Origin of the sequence: Rhodococcus sp. MS13, assembly GCF_013277835.1 — a bacterium.
Taxonomy (GTDB): Bacteria; Actinomycetota; Actinomycetes; order Mycobacteriales; family Mycobacteriaceae; genus Rhodococcus_F; species Rhodococcus_F erythropolis.
Map to the genome: position 1 here is coordinate 271,864 of NZ_VBTL01000002.1, position 24,469 is coordinate 296,332.

Here is a 24,469-nt window from a genome sequence, read left to right on the forward strand (position 1 = left end):
AGGGGTGACTGCTACTCCCAGTGCCTGATCACGTCAGTCCTCAGTCCGGCGTTGCGTCCGATTCCGCTCGTCGGTCCTGCGCTTGCTGGAGCTCGGCGTTGATGCGACGAGCCTCGGTGAGTTGGTCTTCGAGGATGATGATGCGGCAAGCCGCGTCGAGCGCCGTGCCGTTGGCTACGAGTTCGTGCGCGCGGGCCGCGATGCGCAGCTGGTACCGGGAGTAGCGGCGATGTCCGCCCTCAGAGCGTTGTGGGGTAAGCAGTTTCGCGGCATCGAGGCTACGAAGGAAAGCTTGCCTGACACCGAGGATCTCGGCCGCATGTCCCATGCTGTACGCAGGATAGTTCTCGTCGTCGAATCTGCCGGAGGGGTCCCCCGGTGGTGTATCTGCCGGAATGGCTCGCTTCTTTCGCTGAACGGACGGGGCCCCCGGCGCGAGGTGCGCCGGGGGCCGGATGGGGTTGAACTTACTTACATAACTGCATTCTTTCGAACTTCCGGACTCGCACAAAACGTCCGGTAGCCGCTTTGAAGGGGGGTGCCGGGTCCTACTACACACTCACACACGAATTCGGCCCCGGCACGTCCCTGCCCTGCGGTACTGCTTGCGGGTAGTTCATCTCTCCCGCATCTCTTGACTCGTTCCTTGCTACGAGAAAAAAGATACAACACCCTCGTGAGAATGTCTACCCTGACCGCTGTAGATATTTTGTCGCGAAGTTTCTAGGTATCGATGTTCAGGAACGGCCTGGTCACCGGGGGTGAGAGCGCTCCATGTGAGTCATGGGAGATGAATCTGGGACAATGCTCCGATGCGAAATACCCCGAAGTCCGAGTCGTTGTTGCGCGCCCGCGCGGAGAGGGAAGAGCGCACCGGCTCCTCCGAGCATCCCGCTGGTGGCGCGTCGAACCCCGGAGAGGGCTCGTCGTCGTCCGAGCCGGGGGCACGCAGCGACAGCGCCACGATTCGGTCGGCTCGGTCCGAGCTCTCAACTCATGCCAGGGCCGTGGAAAGTATGCACGAGGCGATCCATCCTGATCGCGATTGAGTCAGTTACCTGGTCGGGATGCGGGGGGACTCCTTCATCCCGCTCACTGCAACGCACGACGGCCGCCGCACTCCCGAAAGTAGGGGAGTGGCGACGACCGTCGAGTTGGCAGAGTGCGTGCCTGGTGCTTGGACCTCAGGGCAGCAACTGGTCCAGGAAGGTGTTGCTGAAGACCTTGTGCGGATCCAACGCGTTGTATGCGGCGTTGGCGGTGTCCCAGTTGTCGCTCGATGGGACGCCGTCGCGGTAGGTCTGGGGGAGGCCCTGGGTGATGATCGGGGCGTCGGTGTACGGCTTGTCGGGGCCGAACGCCCAGCCTTTGGACCACTCGGGGCGGAAGGTGGCGTCGTTGTTGTTGTAGTGATTACGCATCCACTGTTCCATTTCGCGGTAGAACGCGAACATGCCGGGGGTTCCGGGGACGCCGAGGACGTTGAGCCAGATGGCGGTGTCCCATTCCGGATGGTCGGGGCGCGGGCGCATGGCCGAGATGGTGGGGGCGCCTGCCGAGTCGACCTCGACGTCCGAGGGTTGATCGAGGCCGCAGCAACGGATTTCGACGGGGCCGTTGAGGGGGAACTGTCCGATAGAGCGGTAGTACTCCATGCGACCGTTGAACCACTGGGTGAAGTCGTGGATGACCTGGCCGATGTTGGCGCGGGAGGTGATGACGGCTCCGCCGCCCTCGGTCAGGCGCAGGGTGGTGGCCCGGATGTAGAACTGGACGTCCTTGGACCATCCCCACAGGTCGTTGGAGAAGGTAGCGGCGAGTCCGGCAACGGTGGTGGCGTACATGATCTGCCCGAATGCCGGTGCGATGCCCGGGTTTCCGGCGTTGATCTGCCCGATCATGTCGGTGACCGGCTCCGGGAGGTTGTCGGAGAAGATGTAGTTGTAGGGCCCGGTCACCTCACGCGAGAACGGCGGCTTGGTGGGGGCAAGTGACCACACCTTCATCCACGGGCGTTCGGTGAAGGGGTACCAGATTGCTTCTGCGCGACCGTTTTCGCGGACGAACTTCTCGAAGGTGCGTCCGGACGCTCCGCGGGCACCGAAGAGTTCCTGCCAACCGATGTCGGTGTGGCTGACGCAGCGCATGCGGTAGTTGGGGGCGGCCTGCAAGGTGACGGAGGTGAGGAAGGTGCGTCCGAGGTGAGTCAGCAGCGGCTTGATCGCTGCATCGCTACGCGCGTACGTCTCGAGCGCGTACTCGCTGCCGTTCCAGACCACTGCGGTCAGGGAGGTGACGAGGTTGGAGAGTGAGCCGAAAGTCTGTCCGGGAACGTGTGCTTCGCCTTCGGCGGGGAGCGCTGCACCGTGAGCGTCGACGGCGAGGCAGCCGGCGATGGTCAACACACCGGGCGCCGGCAGGTTCGCGAACCCGAGGCCCTGTGCCTGCAGTGCGGTGGTGATGGCGTCGAGGGTCGCGCCGGGTCCTGCGGTGACGGTGGCCGGGCTGCCACCGGCGTTGACGGAGACGCCGGTGAGGTGGACCGTGGTGTCGGCGAGGATGACCTTGTCGACCGGCGCACCGTTGACGATGGTCAGCGGCGTCCAGCCGTGCATGGCACCGCGGGGACGAATGGTGTAGCCGTTGGCATGGCCCCAGTTAGCGAGGCGGACTATGTCTTCGGGCGTCTTGGGTGAACAGGTCCAGATCGCGTCGAGCATGATCTCTTTGGACCAGTTCTGATATGCCTGCTGGTACAGCGCGATGCCTTCGGGGAAGGCAGGCGGCGGTGTGAGGGTGGAGACAGGACCACCCGCGGAGCCGGAGGAGCCGGCGGGGACGGCGTAGGCCGGCGTCCAGCCGGCGAATGCGGTCGCTGCCACGGCGCCGGCTCCAGCGGCCATGAAACCTCGTCGGGACAGTCGGAACTTTTCGTCTTGTGCCGTCATCTTCGGGCTACTCCATCGGGTTCGAGAACTACGGTGAGTTCTAACAGGTGGGTATCAGACAGGTGGGTATCAGACAAGAGTGAGAACTACGTCAGCCAGGGCAGGAGCTTCGCGCTCCAGTACGGAAGCTGAGATCAGGAGTCGCCCATTGTCTTTCCAGATCTGGATACTCAAGTTCTCGCCGGGAAATATGACCCCGGCAAAGCGGGCCCGAAATCCGGCTACCCGACTGCTGTCGCCGTCGAGCATGGTATCCACTGCGGTCTTGCAGACCATTCCGTAAGTACACAGTCCATGCAGGATAGGCGCTGGAAAGCCTGCCGCGGAGGCGAATTGCGGATCCGAGTGCAACGGATTCCGATCACCACACATCCGGTACAGCAAAGCCTGCTGTGGAAGCACAGGCGTCACCACTGTCTCATCTGCTTCGCGATCCGGAAGCGTAATCGACTCCGACGGACCACGTTCACCCCCGAAACCACCCTCGCCGCGGGCGAAAATGGACGAGCGAGCTGTCCACAGCGGGTTGCCCTCGGCGTCGACCGTGACGGATTCCTGCACGATCACCGCGGCCTTGCCCTTGTCCCAGACCTCGGCGATTCGAGTTGTGGTGCGGCCACTTCCACTTGCCGGGATCGGCTGATGGACAGTGACTTCCTGGCTCCCGTGGACTACCTTCGCCAGATCGATTTCGACGCCGGGGAACGAGAGCTTCGGCGCTTCGGTGGCGTGGAAGTTGGCGGCGACGGTGGCAAAGGTGGGTAGTACCTGAGGCTTTTCGTCGTCGAGGTATCGAAGCTCGTTCGAATCGAGCGGCCGAGCACCTGCCCCTAGTGCCAGGTGGTAGTGCTGCACGTCCGACGGTGTCCATGAGAACTCTTGTGGCGCAAGCTCGGCGCCGAGTGCGATCTTCGGATCAATTGGCATGGTCGACCGCCGTCTTTTCAGCTGCCGGTGCCTCGGTGCTCTCAGCCTTCTTCGCACGCTCGACGATGTCGAGTACTGCCAGGTAACCGAAAGTCATTGCGGGACCGATGGTCGCGCCTGGTCCGGCGTAGGTGTGGCCCATGACCGGAGCGCTCGCGTTGCCAGCGGCGTAGAGACCGTCGATGACGCTTCCGTCTTCGCGTAGTGCTCGACCGTTGACGTCGGTGCAGATACCACCCTTGGTGCCGAGGTCACCCGGAACCATCTTGATGGCGTAGAACGGAGCCTTGCTGATTTCGGCGAGGCTGGGGTTCTTCAGTCGGGGATCGCCGTAGTACGCGTCGTAACCACTGTCACCGCGTCCGAAGTCCTCGTCCTTGCCGTTGCGTGCGAAGCCGTTGAACCGGTCGACGGTTTCGGTCAGCGATGCGACGGGAAGCCCTGTCTTCTCGGCCAATTCGGCGATGGTTCCCGCCTTGACCACGATGCCGGCCTTGAGCCAGCGGCCGGGGAAGGGGGAGCGGGGAGTGATACCGGCAAACGTGTAGCGGTTGCGGTAGCGCTGATCGAGAATCATCCACGTCGGGATGTTCTCGCCGGCGCCTTCGCCCTGACCGTACTCACCGCCGTACATCGCATGGGTTGCCTCGACGTACGGAGCCGCCTCGTTGCCGAAGCGCTTGCCCGACATGTTGACCATCATGCAGCCCGGGAGGGTGCGCTCGGAGAGAGCGAACCACGGTCCGCCGGTCAGCGGAATGGACGGGCCCCACCAGGCGTCGTCCATGAAATCGACTGCAGCGCCGACTTCTTGGCCTGCGCGGATGCCGTCGCCGGTGTTTGCCTTCGCGCCGACGGTCCATTCGGTGCCGATGGGTGCGCGCTGGTACTTCTCACGCATTTCCTTGTTGTGCTCGAATCCGCCGGATCCCAACACAACTCCGTGGCGAGCGCGGATGACCTGCTCCTCGCCGTCGATTAGGACGTTGACGCCGCGAACTGCGCCGTCTTCGGTGTACAGGGAGGTCAGCGGGGTGTTCAGCAGGATGGGTACTCCGGCGGACTGAAGTCCGAGTCGAATACCGGCGACCAGTGCCTGGCCGCGAACCAGCAGATCCTTCTTTGTGGCCTTGGCTGCGAGGAATCGCATGCCGACCTTCATGGCGCGCAGGGGTCCGCGAGGATTGCGCATCAGCAGGTTGAGCCACTTGTAGTCGGCCTGGGTGATGACGAAGTTCTTGGGGGCCTTGACGTAGTCGGGCTCGAGGTTCTTGCGGTCGGCGCCCAACTTGTTGCCGTCGAACGGGGTGGGCTCGACACTGCGGCCACCGAGGCGTCCGCCGGGAGCTTCCGGGTAGTAGTCGGAGTAGCCGGGCACCCACTGCAGTTCGAGAGGGCTGTTCTTCAACACGAACGAGAGCATCTCGGGACCGCGCTCGAGATAGGTGTCGATGCGTTCGGGAGCGACGACGTCGCCGATGATGCTGTGCAGGTAGGAACGTGCGGCCTCCGGGGTATCGGTGACACCGTCCGCCTGAAGTGCCTCGTTGTTGGGGATCCAGACCCCACCACCGGAACGGGCGGTCGATCCGCCGTAGTGGGCGGCTTTCTCCACGATGACCACACTCAAGCCCTGGTGGGCTGCGGTCAAGGCCGCTGTCATACCTGCGGCACCACTGCCGACGACGACGATGTCGTATTCCTGCTTGCTCATGTAGAACACGTTATAGAATGATGGGGGTGTCAGTCCATGCTTTCTGCCAGGAAGTATTTCCGGACGTTGTCATTGATAACGAAACACGTTGCAGTGAGATTGAGGATGGTGCGGTGTGACCTGGGATACTTCGGTTGACGTCCTTGTGGTCGGGTTCGGTGTGGCGGGCGCCAGCGCGGCGCTCGAAGCGGTAGCGGCCGGTTCGTCGGTTTTGGCGATCGACCGAGCGCTCGGCGGTGGGGCCAGCACGATTTCCGGAGGAATCTACTACGCCGGCGGCGGCACCGTGATTCAAAAGGAAGCCGGTGTCGATGACAGTCCCGAAGCCATGCTCGCCTACCTGAACCGCGAGGTCGGTGACGCGGTGACGCCGCAGACTCTGCGCCGGTTCGTCGACGAGAGCCCGGCGTCGATCGACTGGCTGCGCAGTCACGGCGTGCCGTTCGAAGCCTCACTCTGTCCGTACAAGACGTCGTACCCGAGCAACAAGCACTACCTCTACTTCTCGGGCAGCGAATCTGCCGGCGGGTTCCGTGACATCGCAAAACCTGCTCCTCGCGGCCATCGCGCCAAGGGGCGTGGCACGTCGGGAAAGATGCTCTACGGCCCGCTCGCGAAGTCCGCGGAGGCCAAGGGCGTCCAGTTGCTCGGCCAGACGAGAGCGGACCGGCTGATCATCGAGGACGGCCGGGTGATCGGCGTCGAAGTACTGACGCTTCGTGACGCACCTGCCGGAGTTCGTCGCCGTCACGCGACGCTCGGGTCCCTGTCCTCCAAGCCCGGCGTCTACGCGCCGCAGTTGCGCACGATTCTCGACGCACTCATCGCGAAGATCGAGAAGAAGCACGCCAAGCGGATTCGCATCCAGGCACGCGGCGGCGTGATCCTCAGCGCCGGCGGCTTCGTGTCCAATCGCGAGATGATGCGCACCCATGCCCCCGCCTACAAGGGCGGTATCCCGCTCGGCACCTCCGGGGACGACGGCAAAGGCATCAACCTCGGTATCGAAGCCGGGGGAGCCACCGACAAGCTCGGCAATGTTTCCGCCTGGCGATTCATCGTCCCGCCGAGTGCTTTTCTCGGTTCCATCCTGGTGGGTGAGTCCGGTGCGCGAATCGTCGACGAGTCACGTTACGGTGCCGCTCTCGGTCAGGCGATGGCAGAGAAGAGCAACGGAATCGGTTGGCTGCTGGCAGATTCCGAACTCGTTCGCGAAGCGAAATCGCAGATCAGTGACCAGTCGATGTGGTTCCAGCGGGTACAGACCACTGGCATGATGCGTACCGCAGTGCGTGGCAACACCATTGCCGAGGTCGCCCGTAAAGCGGGTATAGACGTCGCCGGCCTTCAATCCACCGTCGACGCGCACAACTCCGCTGCCGCTGCCGGACAACCTGATCCGATGGGCAAACCGTCGGACTTCGTCAGGCCGATACTGTCTGTGCCGTTCACGATGTACGACGTCTCGATCAAGCCCAACATGATGAATCCGTGCCCGATGCTCACGCTCGGTGGATTGGTGGTCGACGAATCGTCCGGCATGGTGAAAAACGAGGCCGGGGAGGGTATCCCTGGCCTGTATGCCGCCGGCCGTACCGCCGTCGGTATCTGTTCCAACTCGTATGTGAGCGGCTTGTCGCTCGCCGACTGCGTGTTCTCCGGACGACGAGCCGGTCAGCATGCAGCCGCATTCTCCACAGTCGGAAAGGCCTGAACGATGCTCTCGACGCAGATCCGCGGCGAACTTGCCGACCATCTTGATTCGGCGGAACGGGATCGCGCTCCGATCAGCCCGCTGATCGCCACGTATCCGGACATCGACGTCGTCGACGCCTACGAGATCCAGCTCATCAACATCAGGCGTCGTGTTGCCGGTGGCGCAAAGGTGGTCGGGCACAAGGTCGGGCTCTCGTCACTGGCGATGCAGCAGATGATGGGCGTCGACGAGCCAGATTACGGTCACCTGCTCGCCGAGATGGAAGAGTTCGAGGACCGTCCGGTCGACACGTCGCGCTTCTGCTTCCCACGCGTCGAGGTGGAGGTCGCCTTCATTCTGGGAGCAGATCTGCCGGGCGCCGGGTGCACCGAACAAGACGTCATCGACGCCACTGTCGCCTATGCGCCGTCCATCGAGTTGATCGACAGCCGGATCAAGGACTGGAAGATCGGCCTCTCGGACACCATCGCGGACAACGCCTCATCCGCCGGGTTCATTCTCGGCAAGGAACGAGTTCGCCCGTCGGACATCGACATCAAGGCGATCGATGCGGTTCTGACCTGCAACGGCGAGCGGATTGCGGAGGGGCGCAGCGATGCGGTTCTCGGGAACCCGGTCACCGCTGTCGCATGGTTGGCGCAGAAGGTCGACACGTTCGGAGTTCGGCTCAAGGCCGGCGACATCGTTCTGCCGGGTTCGTGCACGCGAGCGATCGACGCTCATCCAGGCGACAACTTCCGAGCCGAGTTCAGCGGCCTCGGTTCCGTCTCTCTTCAGTTCACGTAGGAGTAGTCATGACCAAGGCAAGTGTGGCGATCGTCGGATCGGGAAACATCAGTACCGATCTGTTGTACAAACTGCAGCGTTCCGAGTGGCTCGAACCGCGATGGATGATCGGAATCGATCCCGAGAGTGAAGGATTGGCGCGCGCCCGCAAGATGGGACTCGAGACCTCCGCCGAGGGTGTCGACTGGTTGCTGAACCAGGCGGAGAAACCGGACCTGGTCTTCGAGGCGACGTCGGCATACGTGCACCGCGAGGCAGCACCACGCTACGAGGCCGCCGGTATCCGTGCCATCGACCTGACTCCGGCCGCGGTCGGCCCGGCTGTGGTTCCGCCCGCGAACCTGCGTGAGCACCTGGACGCACCCAACGTCAACATGATCACCTGCGGTGGGCAGGCAACCATTCCGATCGTCTACGCGGTATCGCGAGTCGTCGATGTGGCGTACGCCGAGATCGTCGCCTCCGTTGCATCGTTGTCCGCCGGCCCGGGAACTCGCGCGAACATCGACGAGTTCACCAAGACCACCAGCCGCGGTATCGAGACCATCGGCGGCGCACAGCGCGGCAAGGCGATCATCATCCTCAACCCCGCGGACCCGCCGATGATCATGCGCGACACCATCTTCTGCGCTATCCCCGAAGACGCCGATCAGGCCGCGATCACCGACTCCATTCACCGTGTCGTCAAGGACATCCAGCAGTACGTGCCCGGCTACCGGTTGCTCAACGAACCGCAGTTCGACAAACCGAGCGTCGTTTCCGGTGGCTATGCAACGGTCACCACGTTCGTCGAGGTCGAAGGTGCAGGCGATTTCCTGCCGCCGTACGCGGGCAACCTCGACATCATGACGGCAGCAGCCACCAAGGTGGGCGAGGAAATCGCCCAGAAGCTTCTGAGTGTGAAGGCATGAGCGACATGATTCATTTCGATTCGAGCTGGGACATCCGCGTCACCGACACATCGCTGCGCGACGGCTCCCACCACAAGCGTCATCAGTTCACCGTCGAAGAAGTACGGGCCATCGTCGGTGCGCTCGACGGAGCCGGAGTGCCGGTCATCGAGGTCACTCACGGCGACGGCCTCGGCGGGTCCTCCTTCAACTATGGCTTCTCGAAGACTCCCGAGCAGGAACTGATCAAAGCTGCAGTCGAGACGGCGACCAACGCGAAGATCGCCTTCCTGATGCTGCCCGGGTTGGGCATCAAGGACGACATCGTCATCGCACAGGACAACGGTGCGTCCATCTGCCGCATTGCAACTCACTGCACCGAGGCAGACGTATCCATCCAACACTTCGGCCTCGCGCGTGAGCGTGGACTCGAAACAGTCGGATTCCTCATGATGGCTCACTCGATTCCGCCGGAGAAGCTGGCCAAGCAGGCTCGCATCATGGCCGACGCGGGTTGCCAGTGTGTGTACGTGGTCGACTCGGCCGGCGCGCTGGTACTCGAGCAGGTATCCGATCGCGTCGAGGCACTGGTTCAGGAACTCGGCAACGACGCTCAGGTCGGCTTCCACGGCCACGAGAACCTGGGCCTGGGCGTCGCCAATTCCATTGCGGCAGTTCGTGCGGGAGCCAAGCAGATCGACGGTAGTACCCGTCGGTTCGGTGCCGGCGCCGGCAACGCCCCGGTCGAGGCCTTCGTCGGTGTTTGCGACAAGATCGGCGTCAAGACCGGTATCGACTTCTTCGCCATCGCCGATGCAGCCGAAGATGTTGTGCGCCCGGCAATGCCGCAGGAATGCCTGCTCGATCGTCAAGCACTGATGATGGGCTACGCCGGCGTGTACTCGAGCTTCCTCAAGCATGCCGAGCGTCAGGCCGAGCGGTACGGAGTGTCGTCCGCGGAACTGTTGGTGCGCGCAGGCAAGCGCAAGTTGGTCGGCGGCCAGGAAGATCAGTTGATCGACATCGCGCTGGAACTCCAGCGCGAAGCAGCGGCTTCCTAGGCCATGGCAGACGTACTGGCCGGAAAAGTGGCCTTGGTGACCGGCGCGTCCTCAGGGTTAGGGCGCGCCGTCACCGAGCTCCTCCACCGCAGGGGCGCACAGGTTTTCGGTATCGCCCGTGACAAGGAAAAGCTGCGGCAGTCGATGGTCGAGGTGGTCGGCACGGACGGTGAGCGTCGTTACGCGGCGACGGACGTCTCGGATTCTGCTCAGTGTGATGTGGCCGTGCAAGCGTGTGTCGACGCGCTCGGTGGTATCGACATCCTCGTCAACGTGGCGGGATCGCACTCGCTTCGTCATACGGCGGATATTGCGGATTCCGAATGGGCACATGACCTTGCGGTCAATCTGAACGGACCGTTCTTCCTTTCCCGCGCAGCACTGCCGCACTTGCTGGAACGGGGCGGCAACATCGTCAACGTCTCCTCGATCGCGGGGCTGGAAGGGCAGGCGTACTCGGCTGGATACTGCGCTGCCAAGCACGGACTCATCGGACTGACCCGAGCGATGGCGATGGAGTTCACCGGAAAGTCTCTGCGTGTCAACGCAATCTGCCCCGGCGGCATGATGACTCCTCAAGTCACCGGATTCACCTTCCCCGACGGAGTCGACTTCGATCTCGTCATGAAGGTTGCGTCGCCGCGTGGCTTGATGGAAGCCGAGGACGTTGCGAAGATGGTGGCTTTCGTGGCCTCCGACGACGCCTCGGCGATACACGGGGCCGTCTACTCGGTCGACAACGGAAAAATGGCATGAACCCGTTGGTTTCGGGACCGATCTTCCAGATCTGCTGGGTGGTCGAGGACATCGAGGCTGCCGAACAGGAGTTCACTCGGCAGTGGGGAGTGGAGCGGTGGCTGCGTATGCCAGACATCGTCTTTGGCCCCGAGACCACAACGTATCGAGGTGAGCCTGCCGACTACGTTGTCCACGTGTCGATCGGATATGCCGGCGGCCAACAGCTCGAGCTGATTCAACCCGTGTCCGGACGCAACCTCTACACGGAATTCCTGGAGGCCCACGGCGTCGGAGTTCATCACCTGGCCTGGGTTCCAGACGATTACGAGGCGACGTTGCTCGAGGCCGAGCGTCGCGAAATGCCGGTGGTGCAACAGGGTCGGGTAGAGGGCGCCGGCATGGAGTTCTCCTACCTCGACGCCGGGCCGCTGGGTGGCTATGTCGAGTTGATGAAGCTCTCACCCGAGATCCGGTTGATGTTCGCTTCGCTCATTCCTGATTGACGGCAAACACTTTCGCGAAGTAGTCGGAAACGTTCTCCGGGTGACCGCGGAATCCGAGGTAGCCGTCGGGACGGATCACCAGCGCCGCCGTGCCTTCGACCCCGTATGCAGCGCACAGCTGCGAGTCGCTGTCCTCGACGATCGGCACCAGCGAATCGACGGTCACGGTTCCCGGTGGCACTATCGCGTAGACGTCCAACATGCCGTGCGCTGATCGAATGGCGGCGTCGGCGACCTTCTCGAGGCTGTTGGTGCTCTCTGCGGATCCGTCCGAAGTCAGCAGTAACGTGTGGTCGACTCCGGACAGCAAGTCGAACAACCGAATTGGATACTGCACACCGTCTCGGCGCATTCCGCGGGCATCGGGTGCACGCTCGCCCGGTTGAACGTGTGGACTCGAAGAATCACGCCCGGTGTTCAGCGGACTCTCCGAGTAGTCGATCAACAATTGAGCCTGGCGCCGCATTGCCGTGTCGATGGAGGACTCTCCCGAACCGATTCCTTCTCGAGCATTTCGGACGGTCATCCCGACGACTTCTTCACCGACCGGCCGTCTTTCGGCGTCGTAGGTCTCGAGAAGATCTGCTGTTGCAACGCCTTTGACGGCGAGCGCTACCTTCCATGCGAGGTTGTGGGCGTCCTGGATGCCGGTGTTCATGCCCTGCGCTCCAGTCGGGGGATGGATGTGCGCGGCGTCGCCGGCGACAAGAACCCGTCCGCGGCTGTAAGCGTCGACGATGCGGTGGCTGATGCGGAAGACCGAGGACCATCGCAGCATCGAGGCGGTCGTCGGTTCTGGGGACAGTCTGTCGAGCACGGCCTGAATGTGATGGAGTTCAGGTGTCTTGCCGGTTGAAAAACCGTGTTGTACAGCGGCTTTGTTCGACGATTCGTCCGGCATCAAATCGTCCGGAACGAGCATCGACATGCGGTACCGCTTGTGTCCGGGAAGTGGGATGCAGACGAGTAGGTCGTCGGTGGTTCCGTCGTCGGTGGTGTGGTTGGCGCGGACGGAGTAGCCGCTGGGGATCGACCAGTCGACTTCGACGTCACCGAGCATGTAGCTTTCCGCAAACGCGCCGCCCTCGAAGCTCAGGCCAAGCCCTTTACGGACCACGCTGTGAGCGCCGTCGGAACCCACCAGATACTGGACATTCACGGTGCTGCCGTCGCTGAGTGTGCAGGTGACGGCGCCGTCGGATTGTTCGAATGCGGTGAGACCGACTCCGCGTTCGACGGTTGTCCCCAGCTCGGCGAGTCGCTCGGTGAGGATGCGCTCCGTCGAGTACTGGGGGAGGCAGAGGAACCAGTAAGGAACGTCCTCGGGGAGGGTGAGGTCGACGCGGGCGACCTCGACGCCGTTCGTGTACATGATCTGACCGCGCATCAGTGTCGAGGCGTCGAGTGCATGGCGGAGCACCCCCATGTTCTCGAAAAGTTCGAGAGTGCGTGGCTGAATCCCGACGGCTTTCGCGTATTGCCGCGGTTCGTCGAGGGGGTCGACTATTCGACAGGAGATGCCGCGTCTGCGCAGCTCGATCGCGGTGGTCAAACCGATCGGGCCGGCGCCCGCTACCAATACGTCGGTATCCATGAGGACCCACTCACGTCGGGGACAGTCGGTCATTTCAGTATGGGTAAGCGAACTTTTGTTTTGGGGAAATTGACCCAAATCGGAGATCTGGGGGGTTTTCTGCATGGATCGAAGACGTTGGGATCGTGGGAAGATCGCGAGGTGAGGGCAGACGAGTTGCATCATGAGCCGCCGGGGTACCGCTGCCCGTTCTGTCGCTACGCGCTCGGCGAGTTCGACGAGCACAACGCGTCGACCGACCTCGTCGCCCGAACCGACAACGTAATTGCTCGGATTTCCCCGAAGTGGTGGCCGGGCAACCCTGGCCACGTACTTGTGTCACCGATCGAACACTTCGAGAATCTCTACACTTTGCCCACGAGCGTCGGGCACTCGGTGTTCGACCTGGTTCAGGCTGTGGCTGTTGCAATTCGTGAAGAATACGGCTGTGACGGTGTCTCGACCAGGCAGCACAACGAACCGGCGGGCAACCAGGACGTCTGGCACCACCACGTCCACGTGTTTCCGCGGTACGAAGCCGATCGCCTGTATTCCCGGCACGGCGAAGCGTCGTACGTTTCGCGTGAGGCGCGGGCGCCTTTCGGTGCACTTTTGCGCCCTCGGTTCCTCGAATTCTGATCTGCTTCCACACCTGCTTGATGTACAAATCGGCATATTTGTAAAAGTTTTACCTTGAAATTCGTTGACAAAACACCATAATTTGTCCACTCTCTATACATAGATGTTGTTCGTGTCGCGGGTTGCCGCGCAGGACGCACTCACTGATCCGAACGAGAACTGGAGAATTCGATGGCGGCGTTGGTGTACACGGAGCCAGATGGTCGGCTCGCAACTTGGAGAGACCGGAAACGCTACTTATGGCTGTTGGCGCTGATTCCGTCATCGGCAACTTTCATCGCCGTGGGGCTTGTTACCGCCACCGGATGGAATGTCTTCTGGTGGACCGGCCCACTGATTGCTTTTGCCCTCATTCCTGTCATCGACATTCTGGCGGGTGAGGACGGGAAGAATCCGCCCGACGAGGTGATCGACGAACTCGAGAACGACCGCTTCTACCGGTGGTGCACCTACGCCTATCTACCGCTGCAGTACACGGCCTTCTTCCTGTCCTGCTACATCTGGGCGCGTTGGGATTTGAGCGTTCTCTCCAATATCGGACTCGCAGTGACGATCGGTGTGACGGCCGGAATCGGCATCAACACCGCCCATGAACTCGGGCACAAGAAGGAGAGCGTCGAGCGCTGGTTGTCCAAAATCGTTCTCGCGCAAAGTGCTTACGGCCACTTTTACCTCGAACATAACCGTGGCCACCATGTGCGGGTCTCGACTCCGGAAGATCCGGCGACCTCGCGCTTCGGTGAGACCCTCTACGGATTCTGGCCGCGCAGCGTCGGTGGGGGATTGAAGTCGGCCTGGCATCTCGAGAAGACCCGCTTCGAGCGTTTGGGCACCACACACTGGAGCATCAAGAACGACGTGCTCAATGCCTGGCTCATGTCTGTAGTCCTGTTCGGTGTCGCGCTTGCAGTATTCGGGATCGGCATTGCGCCGTACCTCGTGATCCAGGCCTTCATCGGGTTCTCGTTACTCGAAGCGATCAACTACCTCGAGCACTACGGACTCCTGCGTCAGAAAACCGCAAGCGGACGGTACGAGCGATGCACGCCGGCACACAGCTGGAACAGTGATCGCATCTGCACCAACGTCTTTCTCTATCACCTGCAGCGACACAGCGATCATCATGCGAATCCGACACGTCGCTACCAGGCGCTTCGCAGTATGGAAGAGGCCCCTCAGCTCCCGAGCGGCTACGCCAGCATGATCATGCTCGCAACAGTCCCGCCCCTGTGGCGCAAGGTGATGGACCACCGCGTTCTCGAGCACTACCGAGGTGACATCACTCAGGTCAACATCGCGCCGAAGAAGCGCGCCAAGATCCTCGCGGCCTACGGGGTGAATGCATGAACGCCTATATCTGCCCGATCTGCGACTACACGTACACCGAATCGACAGGCGCTGCGCGAGAGGGCTTTCCGCCTGGCACGCCGTGGTCGAGTATCCCGGACGATTGGTGTTGTCCCGACTGCGGCGTCCGCGAGAAGATCGACTTCACTCTCGTCACACAATCCTGATCGAAATACCCACCGGCGAAGGGAAAACCGATGTCCGAGACTGCCACTACATACAAATTGTTCCGCTGCCTCCAGTGCGGGTTCGAATACGACGAAGCGATCGGCTGGCCCGATGACGGTATCGAGCCGGGTACTCGCTGGGACGAGATTCCCGAAGACTGGTCCTGCCCTGATTGTGGTGCTGCCAAAGTCGATTTCGAAATGGTGGAGGTGGACCGCTGATGACAGCGGTCAGCGAGCCCGACACACGCACCGTCGTGATCGTGGGCACGGGCATCGCCGGTTCCGGTGCGGCGCAGGCCCTGCGCAAGGAAGGGTTCGGCGGCAGCATCATTCTGATCGGCAGCGAACCGGAGGAGCCGTACCGACGTCCGGCGCTGTCGAAGGAACTACTGTCCGGGAAAGCGTCGATCGATCGGGTTCGGTTGCGGCCGTCGACGTTCTGGGCCGAACAGGGTATCGACCTTCGGATCGGCGCGACTGTTACCGCGATCGACACAGATGCCCGCACAGTACTTTCAGCCGACGGGGACAGCGTCGCCTACGACGTTCTGATTCTTGCCACGGGTGGACGGTCCCGACGATTGGCCGCTGAAGACTCCGAGCGCGTTCACTATCTTCGGGATATCGCAGACATGCGACGCTTGCAATCCCAGCTGATCGAAGGATCCTCGCTACTGGTGGTCGGCGGTGGCTTGATCGGATCGGAGGTGGCATCAACGGCACGTGACTTGGGTTGCAGTGTGCAGGTTCTCGAAGCGCAACCGCTGCCCCTGTCCAGGCTGCTTCCACCGTCGATAGCGGAGAAGATCGCCGCGCTGCACAACTTGGCCGGCGTCGCCTTGCAGACGGGGGTCGACCTCGAGACGCTGACGACAGGTGTCGACGGTGTCACCGCACGTGCGCGTGACGGGCGTGAGTGGACTGCGGACTTGGCCGTCGTCGCAATCGGATCCTTGCCCGATACCGATGTGGCTGCTGCTGCGGGTATTGCGGTGGACAACGGGATTTCGGTCGACCGATACCTCCGGACCTCCGTCATTGATGTGTACGCGATCGGCGATGTGGCCAACGTGCCCAACGGTTTCCTCGGCGGCATGCACCGCGGTGAGCACTGGAACACCGCGCAGGACCACGCCGTCGCAGTTGCCAAGACCATCGTCGGGAAGGAAGAACCCTTCGAATCTGTCCCATGGAGTTGGTCGAACCAATTCGGCCGAAACATTCAGGTAGCAGGTTGGCCAGGCGCGGACGACACCGTGATTGTGCGAGGAGACGTGAACTCCTACGACTTCACTGCGATCTGCATGCGCGACGGAGGTATCGTCGGTGCTGTGAGCGTGGGGCGGCCGAAGGACATTCGCGCCGTTCGAACCCTGATTGAACGCTCCGCGGACTTCAGTGTCGACGTACTCGCCGATTCGAACAGTGATCTGACCGAACTTGCAGCGGGCCTTCTCCCCGCACCTGTGCGTTGAGTGGGCTCGTGACTTCTGTGGCTTGCGTGTCCACCGTTTTGACACCGAGCACGGGCGATGGAAATCTTCCCGATATGTCCACCGCTCGTGCCCGTGTCCCGTACCACGAGGCAGCTCGTCAACTTCTCCGTGCGTCAGCGCTCGACGCCACACGCGAACTCTTGACCGAGAAATCGTGGAGCGACATCACGATGGCGCATATCGCGGAAGCTGCGGGTATGAGCCGGCAGACGTTGTACAAGGAGTTCACGTCTCGCCAAGGATTGGCGTCCGGATACCTCATCCGTTTCGTCGACGAGTTCCTCGAAGAGGTGGAACGCGAAGTAGCGCTGCACCATTCGGACCCCCGGGGTGCGGTCTCGGCGGCCTTCCGTGCCTTCTTCGACGCCGGTGCCCGGGATCCGATGGTGGTCAGTATTGTCGGTCCTCGTCCGCAACATGACCTGCTGAGCCTGGTCACCACCGACGGGACTCCGCTGCTCGAACATGCGAGCGCGAGGTTGGCCGAGATCTTCATGACCAGTTGGGCGAACGTCGACCGCATCCATGCCGAGATGTTCGGCAGCACGATAGTGCGTCTGGCGATCAGTCACGTGACGTTGTCCTTCGGTACTCCAGATCAGATCGCCGAGAACCTGGGGGAGATGTTCGGGCCGTTCCTCGATCAGGTCATCGGTTCGGGCACAGTCGAACCGAACTGAGCCGACAGGATCGATACGGTTTCCGAGCTAGGACGGAAGTTCGATCGAGACTGATCGCCGTAGTTCTTTGGTGGGAAGTTTCGCCGATATGTGTGAATCCAAGTCCCGCTTCTCGGTAGCGTGCCGGACGTGCGTCGAGGTGCAGCCCGTGGGCGGCTCTCGTCAGATTCCGTCAACGGTGGAGGGTTTCGAAGATGAAGAGTCGCAATAAGTCTCGAGTGATGTCGACAGTTGCGCTAGTTGCAACATTTGTCATGGCCGGTGCAGGTGTGGCAATCGCCGACGAATCATCGTCAGGGTCTTCCGGCAGCGGATCGCTCGGTTCCTCCGGTGCGGCAGAGGTTGATCCGTTGACCTTCGACGGTTGGGGCACGTGCCCGATCGAGGATCTCGAGGTGACGACGTGCGCCAGCGTCGTAGTTCGCGGAGGGACCATGAAATTGGGCGCGCTTTCGGTGCCGATCCCGGACGGAAGTCTCAAGGTTGCGGGCGGCGTGAAATACGCGACCCAGCCGGACAACAGTTTCATCGAGACGTTCGTCGCCAAGCAGGACGGGTCCAACGGGGTCTATTCCAATCCAATTTCGGTACCCGGAGGTGCTCTCGGGATCGATACTCCGCTGGGACTGACTCAGATCAGCGCGACGGTGGAATCGGTGGGAGTCCCGGATCTGAAGGTTCTCGAGCAGGAACTCACCATGCCTGTTCGATTGAAACTGTCTAATCCGTTGCTCGGTGACGATTGCTACATCGGTTCGGTTTCGAATCCGATCAACCTTCACCTGACCACAACCGGAAACCCTCCGTCGGAACCTATCGGTGAGTTCCCCGGTGCAGTGTTCCCGGCAGTCCCACATTCGGATGCTGTGTTTGCGGCGCCGGGAGCCAGCGGATGTGGACCGCTCGGTGCGCTCAACTGGGCGGTGAATCTACGCGGGGGAGTGCCGGCGGCCAGCGGAAAGAACTCTCTCACCACGTCGAGCGACGTCTACGCGGTGGCCGCACGAAAGGTGCGACCGCCTGCCTGACGGACGCGCAGTCGCTGGAAAGTAAAACGAGGGCCGACCCGTGGTGGGTCGGCCCTCGTTCTACACAATCAGGTCAGCTGACCTCGGGATCACGCACCGTGATGGTGCCGTCCCTTACTGCGTCGGCGATGCTGTCGTGCAGTTTCGGGCAACCGTCCTTCAATGCCGTCGACTGCCCGGAAGCAATGGCCTCTTTGAAGGTGTGACAACGCAGCGCCGGGTCGGAAGTCCACTGAACACTGGTGTGCTTGTACGTGTTCTTGCGAACAAGTACGCAGGCACCGCATGCCTTGCAGTCGACTTCCTGCAGACCCGAGTCGAGGTATTCGTGCTTGTCCTCGATCGTCTGGGCAGCGATCGCCTCGAGTCGTTCCGTCTGCCCGGCAAAGTCCGGTGCCTTGGCCCAACGAGCCCACCGTGCGTCGGTTCCGATCGAGGCGCTCACGATTAGACCTCTGCTTCTTTCTTTGCCGCTTCTGCTGCAGCTTCCTTCTCGGCCTTCTGGCGTGCGAGGTTTTCCTCGACCTCGGCGTGCCAGGCCTCGTTTGCCTTGGTGGTGTCCACCTCGAACTCGAAGCGCTGCGTCATCTTCTCGGTGACGTCTGCCTTGTCCACGTAGAACTGCTCGTACCAGCGTCGTAGCTGGTAGACGGGGCCGTCTTCTTCGCAGAGGAGGGGATTCTCGATCTTGGTCTTGTTCTTCCAGATCGCGACGTCCTGTAGGAACCCCTCGCTGATGCCCTCGGTGAACTTGCCGGCCAACTTGTCGGCCATCTCGTCGGAGACACCCGTCGGCTTCTTGACTGTCACGCCCCACTGCAGCACGAACGAGTCCGGGCTGATCGGGTAGTGGCAGTTGATCAGAACACTCTCGACCTCGTATCCGCTGTAGCTGTTCCACAGGGGATTGACCATGTACGACGGTCCGTAATACGCAGCTTCGGAGCGAAGAAGCGTGTCGCCGCCGTACTGGGAGGCCATTCCGATGTCGGGACGGCCGGTGGTGTTGAGGTACTGAGTGGCGATCTCACCTTCGAAGACGTTCTTGAAGTACGTCGGGAAGGCGTAGTGGATGTAGTAGAAGTGCGCCATGTCGACCACGTTGTCGATGATCTCGCGGCAGTTGGATCCCTCGATGACCATGGAGTTCCAGGTCCAGTCGGTCCATTCGTCGCTGTACGCACCCTCGATACGAGGAATCACGATCTCTTCGGGCGGCGGATTGCCCTCGGGGTCGTTCCAGACGAAGAGCTGACCGTTCTGCTCGAGGGTCGTCCACGCGCGGGTACGTGCGAGCGGGGGCACGCGGCGGGCATAAGGAATGCCGGTGCACTTTCCGTTGCCGCCCCAGCGCCAGTCGTGGAAGGGGCAGGCGATGGAATCACCCTTGACCTCGCCTTGTGTGAGGTCACCACCCATGTGACGGCAGTATCCGTCGAGAACTTTGATGTCGCCCTTGCTGTCGGCGAACACCACGAGCTTCGTACCGAAAGCCTCGATCGCGTGCGGTTTGCCGTCCTTGAAGGTCTTCAGTAGACCCAGGCAGTGCCAACCGCGGGCGAAACGCGTTTGCACCGTTCCGACGTCGATCTCGCGAATCTGCGCCATTGTGACCTCACATCCCTTCTAGCTGTTAGTAGAACACGTTATAGAACTCGATCCGGTTCCGCCAGATTTTGGGGGCACTTGTTACAGCATTGCGGCCACAAACGGGACCTTCGTCAGCGTCTCGACAGAAAAGAGAACGTGTTCTAGTCTCAAGTGTAAGTGAACCAACCGATCGAGGAAGACGGGAGCGTCGAAGTGGGTAACCATGACAGCCACGAGGTGATGCAGAGGCTCGACGCACTACTACCGGCACTGCGCGAGCGCGCACAGGAGACCGAGGATCTGCGTCGTATCCCCGACGAGTCCATCAAGGGGCTCCAGGAAACGGGCTTCTTCCGCTTGCTGCAGCCGAAGCAGTGGGGCGGGTACGAAGCCGATCCGGTGTTGTTCTACTCCGCAGTCAAGAAGATCGCCAGCGCGTGCGGTTCCACCGGGTGGGTCTCCTCGATCATCGGCGTACACAACTGGCACCTCGCCCTCTTCTCTCAGCAGGCGCAGGAAGACGTGTGGGGCAACGACACTGACGTGCGCATCTCGTCCTCTTACGCTCCGATGGGTATGGGTGAAGTAGTCGAGGGCGGATACAAGGTCAACGGTGCGTGGGCGTGGTCCTCGGGTTGTGACCATGCCAGCTGGGCCGTTCTCGGTGGTCCGGTGTTCAAGGACGGCCGCGCAGTCGATTTCGTGAGCTACCTGATTCCTCGCGAGGACTACCAGATCGACGACGTGTGGAATGTGGTCGGCCTGCGTGGAACCGGCTCCAATACGGTTGTGGTCAAGGATGTTTTTGTTCCCAAGCATCGCGTTCTGAGCTTCCGGGCGATGAGCGAATTGACCGCCCCGGGCCTCGAGAAGAACACCGCACCGGTCTACAAGATGCCGTGGGGAACCATTCACCCCACAACGATCTCGGCGCCGATCGTCGGAATGGCTTACGGCGCTTACGAAGCGCACGTCGAGCATCAAGGCAAGCGTGTTCGCGCTGCGTTCGCCGGCGAGAAGTCGAAGGACGATCCGTTCGCCAAGGTGCGTATCGCCGAGGCGTCCAGTGACATCGACGCCGCGTGGCGTCAGCTCTCCGGCAACGTCGCCGACGAGTACGCGTTGATCCTTGCAGGCGAAGAGGTTCCGATGGAACTGCGGCTGCGCGCTCGACGCGACCAGGTGCGCGCCACGGGCCGCGCGATCGCCTCGATCGACAAGCTTTTCGAGAACTCTGGTGCCACCGCACTGCAGAACGGCACTCCGATTCAGCGTTTCTGGCGTGACGCTCACGCTGGTCGCGTCCACGCCGCGAACGATCCCGAACGCGCATACGTCATGTTCGGAACCGGCGAATTCGGTCTGCCGATCACCGACACGATGGTCTAGAGGAGGCTCAGTGACAACCACCGAAGAAGCTCTCACCTACGAGTCCACTTCGCGGTTCGCGCAAGTGCGCCCCGATCTGAAACTGCACTTCCACGAGGCAGGCGTCGGAAACGACAAGACCATCGTGCTGCTGCACGGCGGTGGCCCAGGCGCGTCGTCGTGGTCGAACTTCGCCCGCAACATTCCGGTGTTGGCGAAGAACTTTCACGTCATCGCCGTCGATCAGCCCGGTTACGGGCAGTCCGACAAGCCGACGGAGCATCCGCAGTACTTCGTGCACAGTGCGTCGGCGCTCAATGATCTTCTGGATACGCTCGAGATCACCGGTCGCGTTGATCTGCTGGGTAATTCGCTCGGTGGTGGCGCTGCTGTTCGTTTTGCACTCGACTACCCGGACCGTGCGGGTCGACTCGTTCTGATGGGCCCCGGCGGTCTGAGTGTCAACCTGTTTGCGCCGGACCCCACCGAGGGCGTCAAGAACCTCGGGAAGTTCAGCTACCAGCCCACGCGGGAGAACCTCGAAGCGTTCTTGCGGATCATGGTCTTCGATCAGAAGCTGATCACGCCGGAACTCGTCGACGAACGCTTTGCTGCCGCCAGCACTCCCGAGTCGCTGGCTGCGGCCAAGGCGATGGGTAAGTCCTTCTCCAGCGGTGACTTCGAGCTCGGCATGCTCTGGCGCGAGGCGTACAAGCTCCGTCAGCGTGTGTTGCTGATCTGGGGCCGTGAGGATCGGGTCAACCCCCTCGACGGCGCACTGGTTGCGCTCAAGATGATCCCGCGCGCGCAACTCCACGTCTTCGGCGGTTGCGGTCACTGGGCGCAGCTCGAGAAGTTCGACGAATTCAACCGGCTCGCAACCGACTTCCTGCTCGACGGAGGTAAATGATGGGTATTCGATCTCTGGCGTACATGCGCATCGGGGCCACAGACATGGCTGCGTGGCGCGAATACGGACTCAAGATCCTCGGAATGATCGAGGGCAAGGGCGTCGACGCGGAATCGCTGTATCTGCGTATGGACGACTTCCCGGCGCGTCTTGTCATCGTTCCGAACGACACGGACCGTCTGCTCGTCTCGGGTTGGGAAACCGCGAATGCCGCTGAGCTGCAGGATATCCGTGACAGGTTGTCGGCAGCCGGTGTTCCGTTCAAGGAAGGCACGGCGGAGCAGCTCAAGGACCGTCGCGTCGTCGAGATGATCGCGTTCGAGGACACCTCGGGCAACTCCCTCGAGGTGTTCCACGGCGCTGCTCTCGAACACCGCCGGATCGTGAGCCCGTACGGGCACAGGTTCGTGACGGGCGAGCAGGGCCTCGGCCACGTCGTGCTCACCACCGACGACGACGATGCTTCGCTGCGGTTCTACCGCGACGTACTCGGATTCAAGCTTCGCGATTCGATGCGTCTGCCTCCGCAGATGGTCGGCCGGCCCGCGGACGCCGACCCGGCGTGGCTGAGGTTCCTCGGCTGCAACCCGCGTCACCACAGCTTGGCGTTCCTGCCGTTGCCCAACCCGACGGGCATCGTGCATTTGATGCTCGAGGTGGAGAACTCCGACGACGTCGGACTGTGCCTCGACCGGGCACTGCGCAAGAAGGTCAAGATGTCGGCGACTCTCGGTCGCCACGTCAACGACGAGATGCTCTCGTTCTACATGAAGACTCCAGGCGGGTTCGACATCGAATTCGGTTGTGAGGGGCTAGAGGTCGAGGACGAAAACTGGATCGCGAGGGAAAGCACGGCCGTGAGCCTGTGGGGTCACGACTTCACGGTGGGAATGAAGCCGTGAGTTCGCCCGACGCGTCGGTGAGTGCGGAGCAGGCGATCGATCCACGCCAGTTCCGCACGGTTCTCGGGCAATTCTGCACGGGTATCACCATCATCACGACAGTCGACGACGGTGAGCCGGTCGGGTTCGCGTGTCAGTCTTTCGCTGCCCTGTCACTCGACCCACCTTTGGTGTTGTTCTGCCCCACCAAGGGTTCTCGGTCGTGGGCGGCAATCGAGCGGACCGGGAAGTTCGCCGTCAACGTGTTGGCGGAGGAACAGCAGGCGGTGTGTGCTCGTTTCGGGTCGCGTGAGCCGGACAAGTTCGCGGGCATCGATTGGACGCCATCACCGTTGGGGTCACCGATCATCGACAAGTCGCTCGCGCACATCGACTGCACGGTGGAAACCGTCCACGACGGCGGCGATCACTACGTCGTCTTCGGCCGTGTGTCGTCGATGAGTGAGATCAAGACCGAACGCCCGCTGCTCTTCTATCGCGGGCAGTACACGGGCATCGAGCCGGACAAGACTGTTCCGGCTACCTGGCGTGACGATCTGGAAGCGTTCCTGACGACCACGACAGAAGATACCTGGCTGTAGGGGCAACCCCGTGAGTGGTTAAGGAGTCCAGGGGCTCCTTAACCACTCACGGGGCCGGAGGCCCTACAGAGAAAAACAGGTATGACAGAAGTCGTCACCGAACGGCGTCAGCAGGATGCTACGACGCACTATCTTGTTGGATCGTCCGGCTCGCTTGACCGCCTCGATTACCGACGGCTGGACCTCGACCACCTGGTACCGGTCGGCCTCGACGGGCTCTCGTGAGAACGCCACCAAACCGAGCCGATGCAGGTTGTTCAGGTACGCGCTGATGCGGTCCAGATGGCGACATCCCGCCAGTTCTCCGATCATCGACAGCCCCTCGTCGATCATCTCCGAGCCGACGCCGAACGGCCGCGCCGTACGTACGTCCACGCTCGGTTGCGCACCTGAAGTGGCCAGCAACCGAAGAATTCGAGCTTCGTCCGGCGCGATCTCGTCGAGGATCCGGTCGTAGGCCGGGTGCAGATCGTCGCGATCGGTCACGTCCGCGGAACGGTCCAGCAACCTGTCGCCGCGTGCCCGCAGCGCCGCGAGAGTGGCCTCGACGCTCTGTTTGCGATTGGTACGAGTTGCCATTGCTGCCCGTAGGTTCTCGGTCCGCGAGCCGTCTCCGTTGGAGTTCTCGGCCCGACGTTCGGATTGAACATTGGCCGATTCAGCGGCCTCTGCCGCGGCTTCGGCGGCAGCCTGAACGATCTGCCGCGTCGCCTCCTTCGCCGTTCCGAAAGCCCAACCCGTCAGCTTGATCGACGTGAGCGTTGTCGTGGCAGTCAGCCCGACAAGGCTGCGGATCAGACGCTTTTCGACGGATTCGACCGGCGCGATGTCCGCAGCCCAGTCGTACGATTCCGCTTCGACGATCAGGCGATGGTCGTGCTCACTCATACTCATACTCCGA

Annotated in this window: 26 protein-coding genes; 18 read left to right on the forward strand and 8 right to left on the reverse strand. The window is 62.0% G+C overall.

The genetic code is table 11. The features are described 5' to 3' along the window. Window positions 1-40: 40 nt before the first annotated feature. Window positions 41-328, reverse strand: a complete 288-nt coding sequence (locus FEZ59_RS03700) for a MerR family transcriptional regulator (RefSeq protein WP_020906139.1) — start codon at window positions 326-328, stop codon at window positions 41-43. A 484-nt stretch (window positions 329-812) separates the two neighbouring features. Here FEZ59_RS03700 and FEZ59_RS03705 point away from each other — a divergent pair, with 484 nt between their 5' ends. Beyond that, a complete protein-coding gene (locus tag FEZ59_RS03705; RefSeq protein ID WP_128636506.1) occupies window positions 813-1,049 on the forward strand; it encodes a hypothetical protein in 237 nt (78 codons plus the stop codon). Window positions 1,050-1,184: 135 nt separating this feature from the next. On the opposite strand, the gene FEZ59_RS03710 is transcribed toward FEZ59_RS03705, so the two are convergent. The 3 genes from FEZ59_RS03710 to kstD form a co-directional block, all read right to left on the reverse strand. Continuing rightward, the gene (locus FEZ59_RS03710; protein ID WP_021342857.1) at window positions 1,185-2,948 is read right to left on the reverse strand and encodes a cholesterol oxidase substrate-binding domain-containing protein; all 1,764 of its coding nucleotides are present in this window, start codon (window positions 2,946-2,948) and stop codon (window positions 1,185-1,187) included. Between the two features lie 69 nt (window positions 2,949-3,017). After that, complete coding sequence (locus FEZ59_RS03715) at window positions 3,018-3,875, reverse strand: MaoC/PaaZ C-terminal domain-containing protein (RefSeq protein WP_172932258.1); 858 nt, start codon at window positions 3,873-3,875, stop codon at window positions 3,018-3,020. Beyond that, a complete protein-coding gene (gene kstD / locus FEZ59_RS03720; protein WP_172932259.1) occupies window positions 3,865-5,589 on the reverse strand; it encodes a 3-oxosteroid 1-dehydrogenase in 1,725 nt (574 codons plus the stop codon). The genes FEZ59_RS03715 and kstD overlap by 11 nt, the downstream gene beginning before the upstream one ends. A gap of 115 nt (window positions 5,590-5,704) precedes the next feature. Here kstD and FEZ59_RS03725 point away from each other — a divergent pair, with 115 nt between their 5' ends. Genes FEZ59_RS03725 through FEZ59_RS03750 form a run of 6 tightly spaced genes read left to right on the forward strand, consistent with a single transcriptional unit; the run spans window position 5,705 to window position 11,284 of the window. Next, window positions 5,705-7,303, forward strand: coding sequence for an FAD-binding protein (locus tag FEZ59_RS03725; RefSeq protein ID WP_172932260.1), 1,599 nt, complete (start codon window positions 5,705-5,707; stop codon window positions 7,301-7,303). Between the two features lie 3 nt (window positions 7,304-7,306). After that, a complete protein-coding gene (locus FEZ59_RS03730) occupies window positions 7,307-8,092 on the forward strand; it encodes a 2-keto-4-pentenoate hydratase (RefSeq protein WP_003945480.1) in 786 nt (261 codons plus the stop codon). Window positions 8,093-8,100: 8 nt separating this feature from the next. Further along, window positions 8,101-9,003 (forward strand): acetaldehyde dehydrogenase (acetylating), encoded by a 903-nt coding sequence (locus FEZ59_RS03735; protein ID WP_019746894.1) that lies wholly within the window; start codon window positions 8,101-8,103, stop codon window positions 9,001-9,003. Beyond that, window positions 9,000-10,043 (forward strand): 4-hydroxy-2-oxovalerate aldolase, encoded by a 1,044-nt coding sequence (gene dmpG / locus FEZ59_RS03740; protein WP_020906144.1) that lies wholly within the window; start codon window positions 9,000-9,002, stop codon window positions 10,041-10,043. The genes FEZ59_RS03735 and dmpG overlap by 4 nt, the downstream gene beginning before the upstream one ends. A gap of 3 nt (window positions 10,044-10,046) precedes the next feature. Next, window positions 10,047-10,799: an SDR family oxidoreductase gene (locus FEZ59_RS03745; protein ID WP_134998433.1), complete on the forward strand. Its 753-nt coding sequence runs from the start codon at window positions 10,047-10,049 to the stop codon at window positions 10,797-10,799. Then, window positions 10,796-11,284, forward strand: coding sequence for a VOC family protein (locus FEZ59_RS03750; protein ID WP_021342862.1), 489 nt, complete (start codon window positions 10,796-10,798; stop codon window positions 11,282-11,284). The genes FEZ59_RS03745 and FEZ59_RS03750 overlap by 4 nt, the downstream gene beginning before the upstream one ends. Here the strand turns inward: FEZ59_RS03750 and FEZ59_RS03755 are convergent. After that, window positions 11,271-12,878 carry an FAD-dependent monooxygenase gene (locus tag FEZ59_RS03755; protein WP_031332833.1) on the reverse strand — a complete coding sequence of 536 codons (1,608 nt, stop codon included), beginning with the start codon at window positions 12,876-12,878 and terminating at the stop codon, window positions 11,271-11,273. The genes FEZ59_RS03750 and FEZ59_RS03755 overlap by 14 nt on opposite strands. A 141-nt stretch (window positions 12,879-13,019) precedes the next feature. On the opposite strand from FEZ59_RS03755, the gene FEZ59_RS03760 reads away from it, so the two are divergent. From FEZ59_RS03760 to FEZ59_RS03790, 7 genes are all read left to right on the forward strand, one after another. After that, entirely contained in the window at window positions 13,020-13,496 is a 477-nt protein-coding gene (locus tag FEZ59_RS03760) for an HIT family protein (protein ID WP_031332834.1), read from the forward strand. Window positions 13,497-13,667: 171 nt separating this feature from the next. Beyond that, a complete protein-coding gene (locus FEZ59_RS03765) occupies window positions 13,668-14,843 on the forward strand; it encodes an alkane 1-monooxygenase (protein WP_003945652.1) in 1,176 nt (391 codons plus the stop codon). Then, window positions 14,840-15,010 carry a rubredoxin gene (locus FEZ59_RS03770; RefSeq protein WP_081098331.1) on the forward strand — a complete coding sequence of 57 codons (171 nt, stop codon included), beginning with the start codon at window positions 14,840-14,842 and terminating at the stop codon, window positions 15,008-15,010. Before FEZ59_RS03765 ends, FEZ59_RS03770 begins: the two co-directional genes overlap by 4 nt. Before the next feature lie 30 nt (window positions 15,011-15,040). Further along, window positions 15,041-15,232, forward strand: a complete 192-nt coding sequence (locus FEZ59_RS03775; RefSeq protein ID WP_060938438.1) for a rubredoxin — start codon at window positions 15,041-15,043, stop codon at window positions 15,230-15,232. Further along, window positions 15,232-16,488 carry an FAD-dependent oxidoreductase gene (locus tag FEZ59_RS03780; protein WP_134998432.1) on the forward strand — a complete coding sequence of 419 codons (1,257 nt, stop codon included), beginning with the start codon at window positions 15,232-15,234 and terminating at the stop codon, window positions 16,486-16,488. The genes FEZ59_RS03775 and FEZ59_RS03780 overlap by 1 nt, the downstream gene beginning before the upstream one ends. Window positions 16,489-16,562: 74 nt before the next feature. After that, window positions 16,563-17,189 (forward strand): TetR/AcrR family transcriptional regulator, encoded by a 627-nt coding sequence (locus FEZ59_RS03785; protein ID WP_134998431.1) that lies wholly within the window; start codon window positions 16,563-16,565, stop codon window positions 17,187-17,189. Between the two features lie 194 nt (window positions 17,190-17,383). Beyond that, window positions 17,384-18,217: a hypothetical protein gene (locus tag FEZ59_RS03790; RefSeq protein WP_031332836.1), complete on the forward strand. Its 834-nt coding sequence runs from the start codon at window positions 17,384-17,386 to the stop codon at window positions 18,215-18,217. Window positions 18,218-18,290: 73 nt separating this feature from the next. Here FEZ59_RS03790 and FEZ59_RS03795 read toward each other — a convergent pair whose 3' ends face one another. After that, on the reverse strand, window positions 18,291-18,662 hold the full coding sequence (locus tag FEZ59_RS03795) for a hypothetical protein (protein WP_007734099.1): 372 nt from the start codon (window positions 18,660-18,662) through the stop codon (window positions 18,291-18,293). A gap of 2 nt (window positions 18,663-18,664) precedes the next feature. Then, a complete protein-coding gene (locus tag FEZ59_RS03800; RefSeq protein WP_003945847.1) occupies window positions 18,665-19,825 on the reverse strand; it encodes a Rieske 2Fe-2S domain-containing protein in 1,161 nt (386 codons plus the stop codon). Between the two features lie 195 nt (window positions 19,826-20,020). Here FEZ59_RS03800 and hsaA point away from each other — a divergent pair, with 195 nt between their 5' ends. From hsaA to hsaB, 4 genes are read left to right on the forward strand one after another with little or no spacing between them, the layout of a single operon-like run. Beyond that, the gene (gene hsaA / locus FEZ59_RS03805; RefSeq protein ID WP_031332838.1) at window positions 20,021-21,196 is read left to right on the forward strand and encodes a 3-hydroxy-9,10-secoandrosta-1,3,5(10)-triene-9,17-dione monooxygenase oxygenase subunit; all 1,176 of its coding nucleotides are present in this window, start codon (window positions 20,021-20,023) and stop codon (window positions 21,194-21,196) included. 10 nt (window positions 21,197-21,206) lie between these two features. After that, window positions 21,207-22,085 (forward strand): 4,5:9,10-diseco-3-hydroxy-5,9,17-trioxoandrosta-1(10),2-diene-4-oate hydrolase, encoded by an 879-nt coding sequence (gene hsaD / locus FEZ59_RS03810; protein WP_019746906.1) that lies wholly within the window; start codon window positions 21,207-21,209, stop codon window positions 22,083-22,085. Next, entirely contained in the window at window positions 22,085-22,987 is a 903-nt protein-coding gene (hsaC, locus tag FEZ59_RS03815; RefSeq protein ID WP_134998430.1) for an iron-dependent extradiol dioxygenase HsaC, read from the forward strand. The genes hsaD and hsaC overlap by 1 nt, the downstream gene beginning before the upstream one ends. Continuing rightward, a complete protein-coding gene (hsaB, locus tag FEZ59_RS03820) occupies window positions 22,984-23,568 on the forward strand; it encodes a 3-hydroxy-9,10-secoandrosta-1,3,5(10)-triene-9,17-dione monooxygenase reductase subunit (protein ID WP_003945677.1) in 585 nt (194 codons plus the stop codon). The genes hsaC and hsaB overlap by 4 nt, the downstream gene beginning before the upstream one ends. A 63-nt stretch (window positions 23,569-23,631) precedes the next feature. Here hsaB and FEZ59_RS29920 read toward each other — a convergent pair whose 3' ends face one another. Further along, window positions 23,632-24,456, reverse strand: a complete 825-nt coding sequence (locus FEZ59_RS29920; protein WP_019746907.1) for an Abi-alpha family protein — start codon at window positions 24,454-24,456, stop codon at window positions 23,632-23,634. Window positions 24,457-24,469 lie beyond the last annotated feature (13 nt).

Bases quoted from the DNA above. Each gene is read 5' to 3' on its own strand.
- hsaC (WP_134998430.1), top strand. From the start codon at position 22,085: ATGGGTATTCGATCTCTGGCGTACATGCGCATCGGGGCCACAGACATG.
- FEZ59_RS03700 (WP_020906139.1), bottom strand. From the start codon at position 328: ATGGGACATGCGGCCGAGATCCTCGGTGTCAGGCAAGCTTTCCTTCGT.
- FEZ59_RS03730 (WP_003945480.1), top strand. From the start codon at position 7,307: ATGCTCTCGACGCAGATCCGCGGCGAACTTGCCGACCATCTTGATTCG.
- FEZ59_RS03755 (WP_031332833.1), bottom strand. From the start codon at position 12,878: ATGGATACCGACGTATTGGTAGCGGGCGCCGGCCCGATCGGTTTGACC.
- FEZ59_RS03770 (WP_081098331.1), top strand. From the start codon at position 14,840: ATGAACGCCTATATCTGCCCGATCTGCGACTACACGTACACCGAATCG.
- FEZ59_RS03735 (WP_019746894.1), top strand. From the start codon at position 8,101: ATGACCAAGGCAAGTGTGGCGATCGTCGGATCGGGAAACATCAGTACC.
- FEZ59_RS03780 (WP_134998432.1), top strand. From the start codon at position 15,232: ATGACAGCGGTCAGCGAGCCCGACACACGCACCGTCGTGATCGTGGGC.
- FEZ59_RS29920 (WP_019746907.1), bottom strand. From the start codon at position 24,456: ATGAGTGAGCACGACCATCGCCTGATCGTCGAAGCGGAATCGTACGAC.
- FEZ59_RS03715 (WP_172932258.1), bottom strand. From the start codon at position 3,875: ATGCCAATTGATCCGAAGATCGCACTCGGCGCCGAGCTTGCGCCACAA.
- FEZ59_RS03750 (WP_021342862.1), top strand. From the start codon at position 10,796: ATGAACCCGTTGGTTTCGGGACCGATCTTCCAGATCTGCTGGGTGGTC.
- FEZ59_RS03705 (WP_128636506.1), top strand. From the start codon at position 813: ATGCGAAATACCCCGAAGTCCGAGTCGTTGTTGCGCGCCCGCGCGGAG.
- FEZ59_RS03790 (WP_031332836.1), top strand. From the start codon at position 17,384: ATGAAGAGTCGCAATAAGTCTCGAGTGATGTCGACAGTTGCGCTAGTT.
- FEZ59_RS03775 (WP_060938438.1), top strand. From the start codon at position 15,041: ATGTCCGAGACTGCCACTACATACAAATTGTTCCGCTGCCTCCAGTGC.
- FEZ59_RS03785 (WP_134998431.1), top strand. From the start codon at position 16,563: ATGTCCACCGCTCGTGCCCGTGTCCCGTACCACGAGGCAGCTCGTCAA.
- FEZ59_RS03745 (WP_134998433.1), top strand. From the start codon at position 10,047: ATGGCAGACGTACTGGCCGGAAAAGTGGCCTTGGTGACCGGCGCGTCC.
- FEZ59_RS03800 (WP_003945847.1), bottom strand. From the start codon at position 19,825: ATGGCGCAGATTCGCGAGATCGACGTCGGAACGGTGCAAACGCGTTTC.
- FEZ59_RS03765 (WP_003945652.1), top strand. From the start codon at position 13,668: ATGGCGGCGTTGGTGTACACGGAGCCAGATGGTCGGCTCGCAACTTGG.
- dmpG (WP_020906144.1), top strand. From the start codon at position 9,000: ATGAGCGACATGATTCATTTCGATTCGAGCTGGGACATCCGCGTCACC.
- kstD (WP_172932259.1), bottom strand. From the start codon at position 5,589: ATGAGCAAGCAGGAATACGACATCGTCGTCGTCGGCAGTGGTGCCGCA.
- FEZ59_RS03710 (WP_021342857.1), bottom strand. From the start codon at position 2,948: ATGACGGCACAAGACGAAAAGTTCCGACTGTCCCGACGAGGTTTCATG.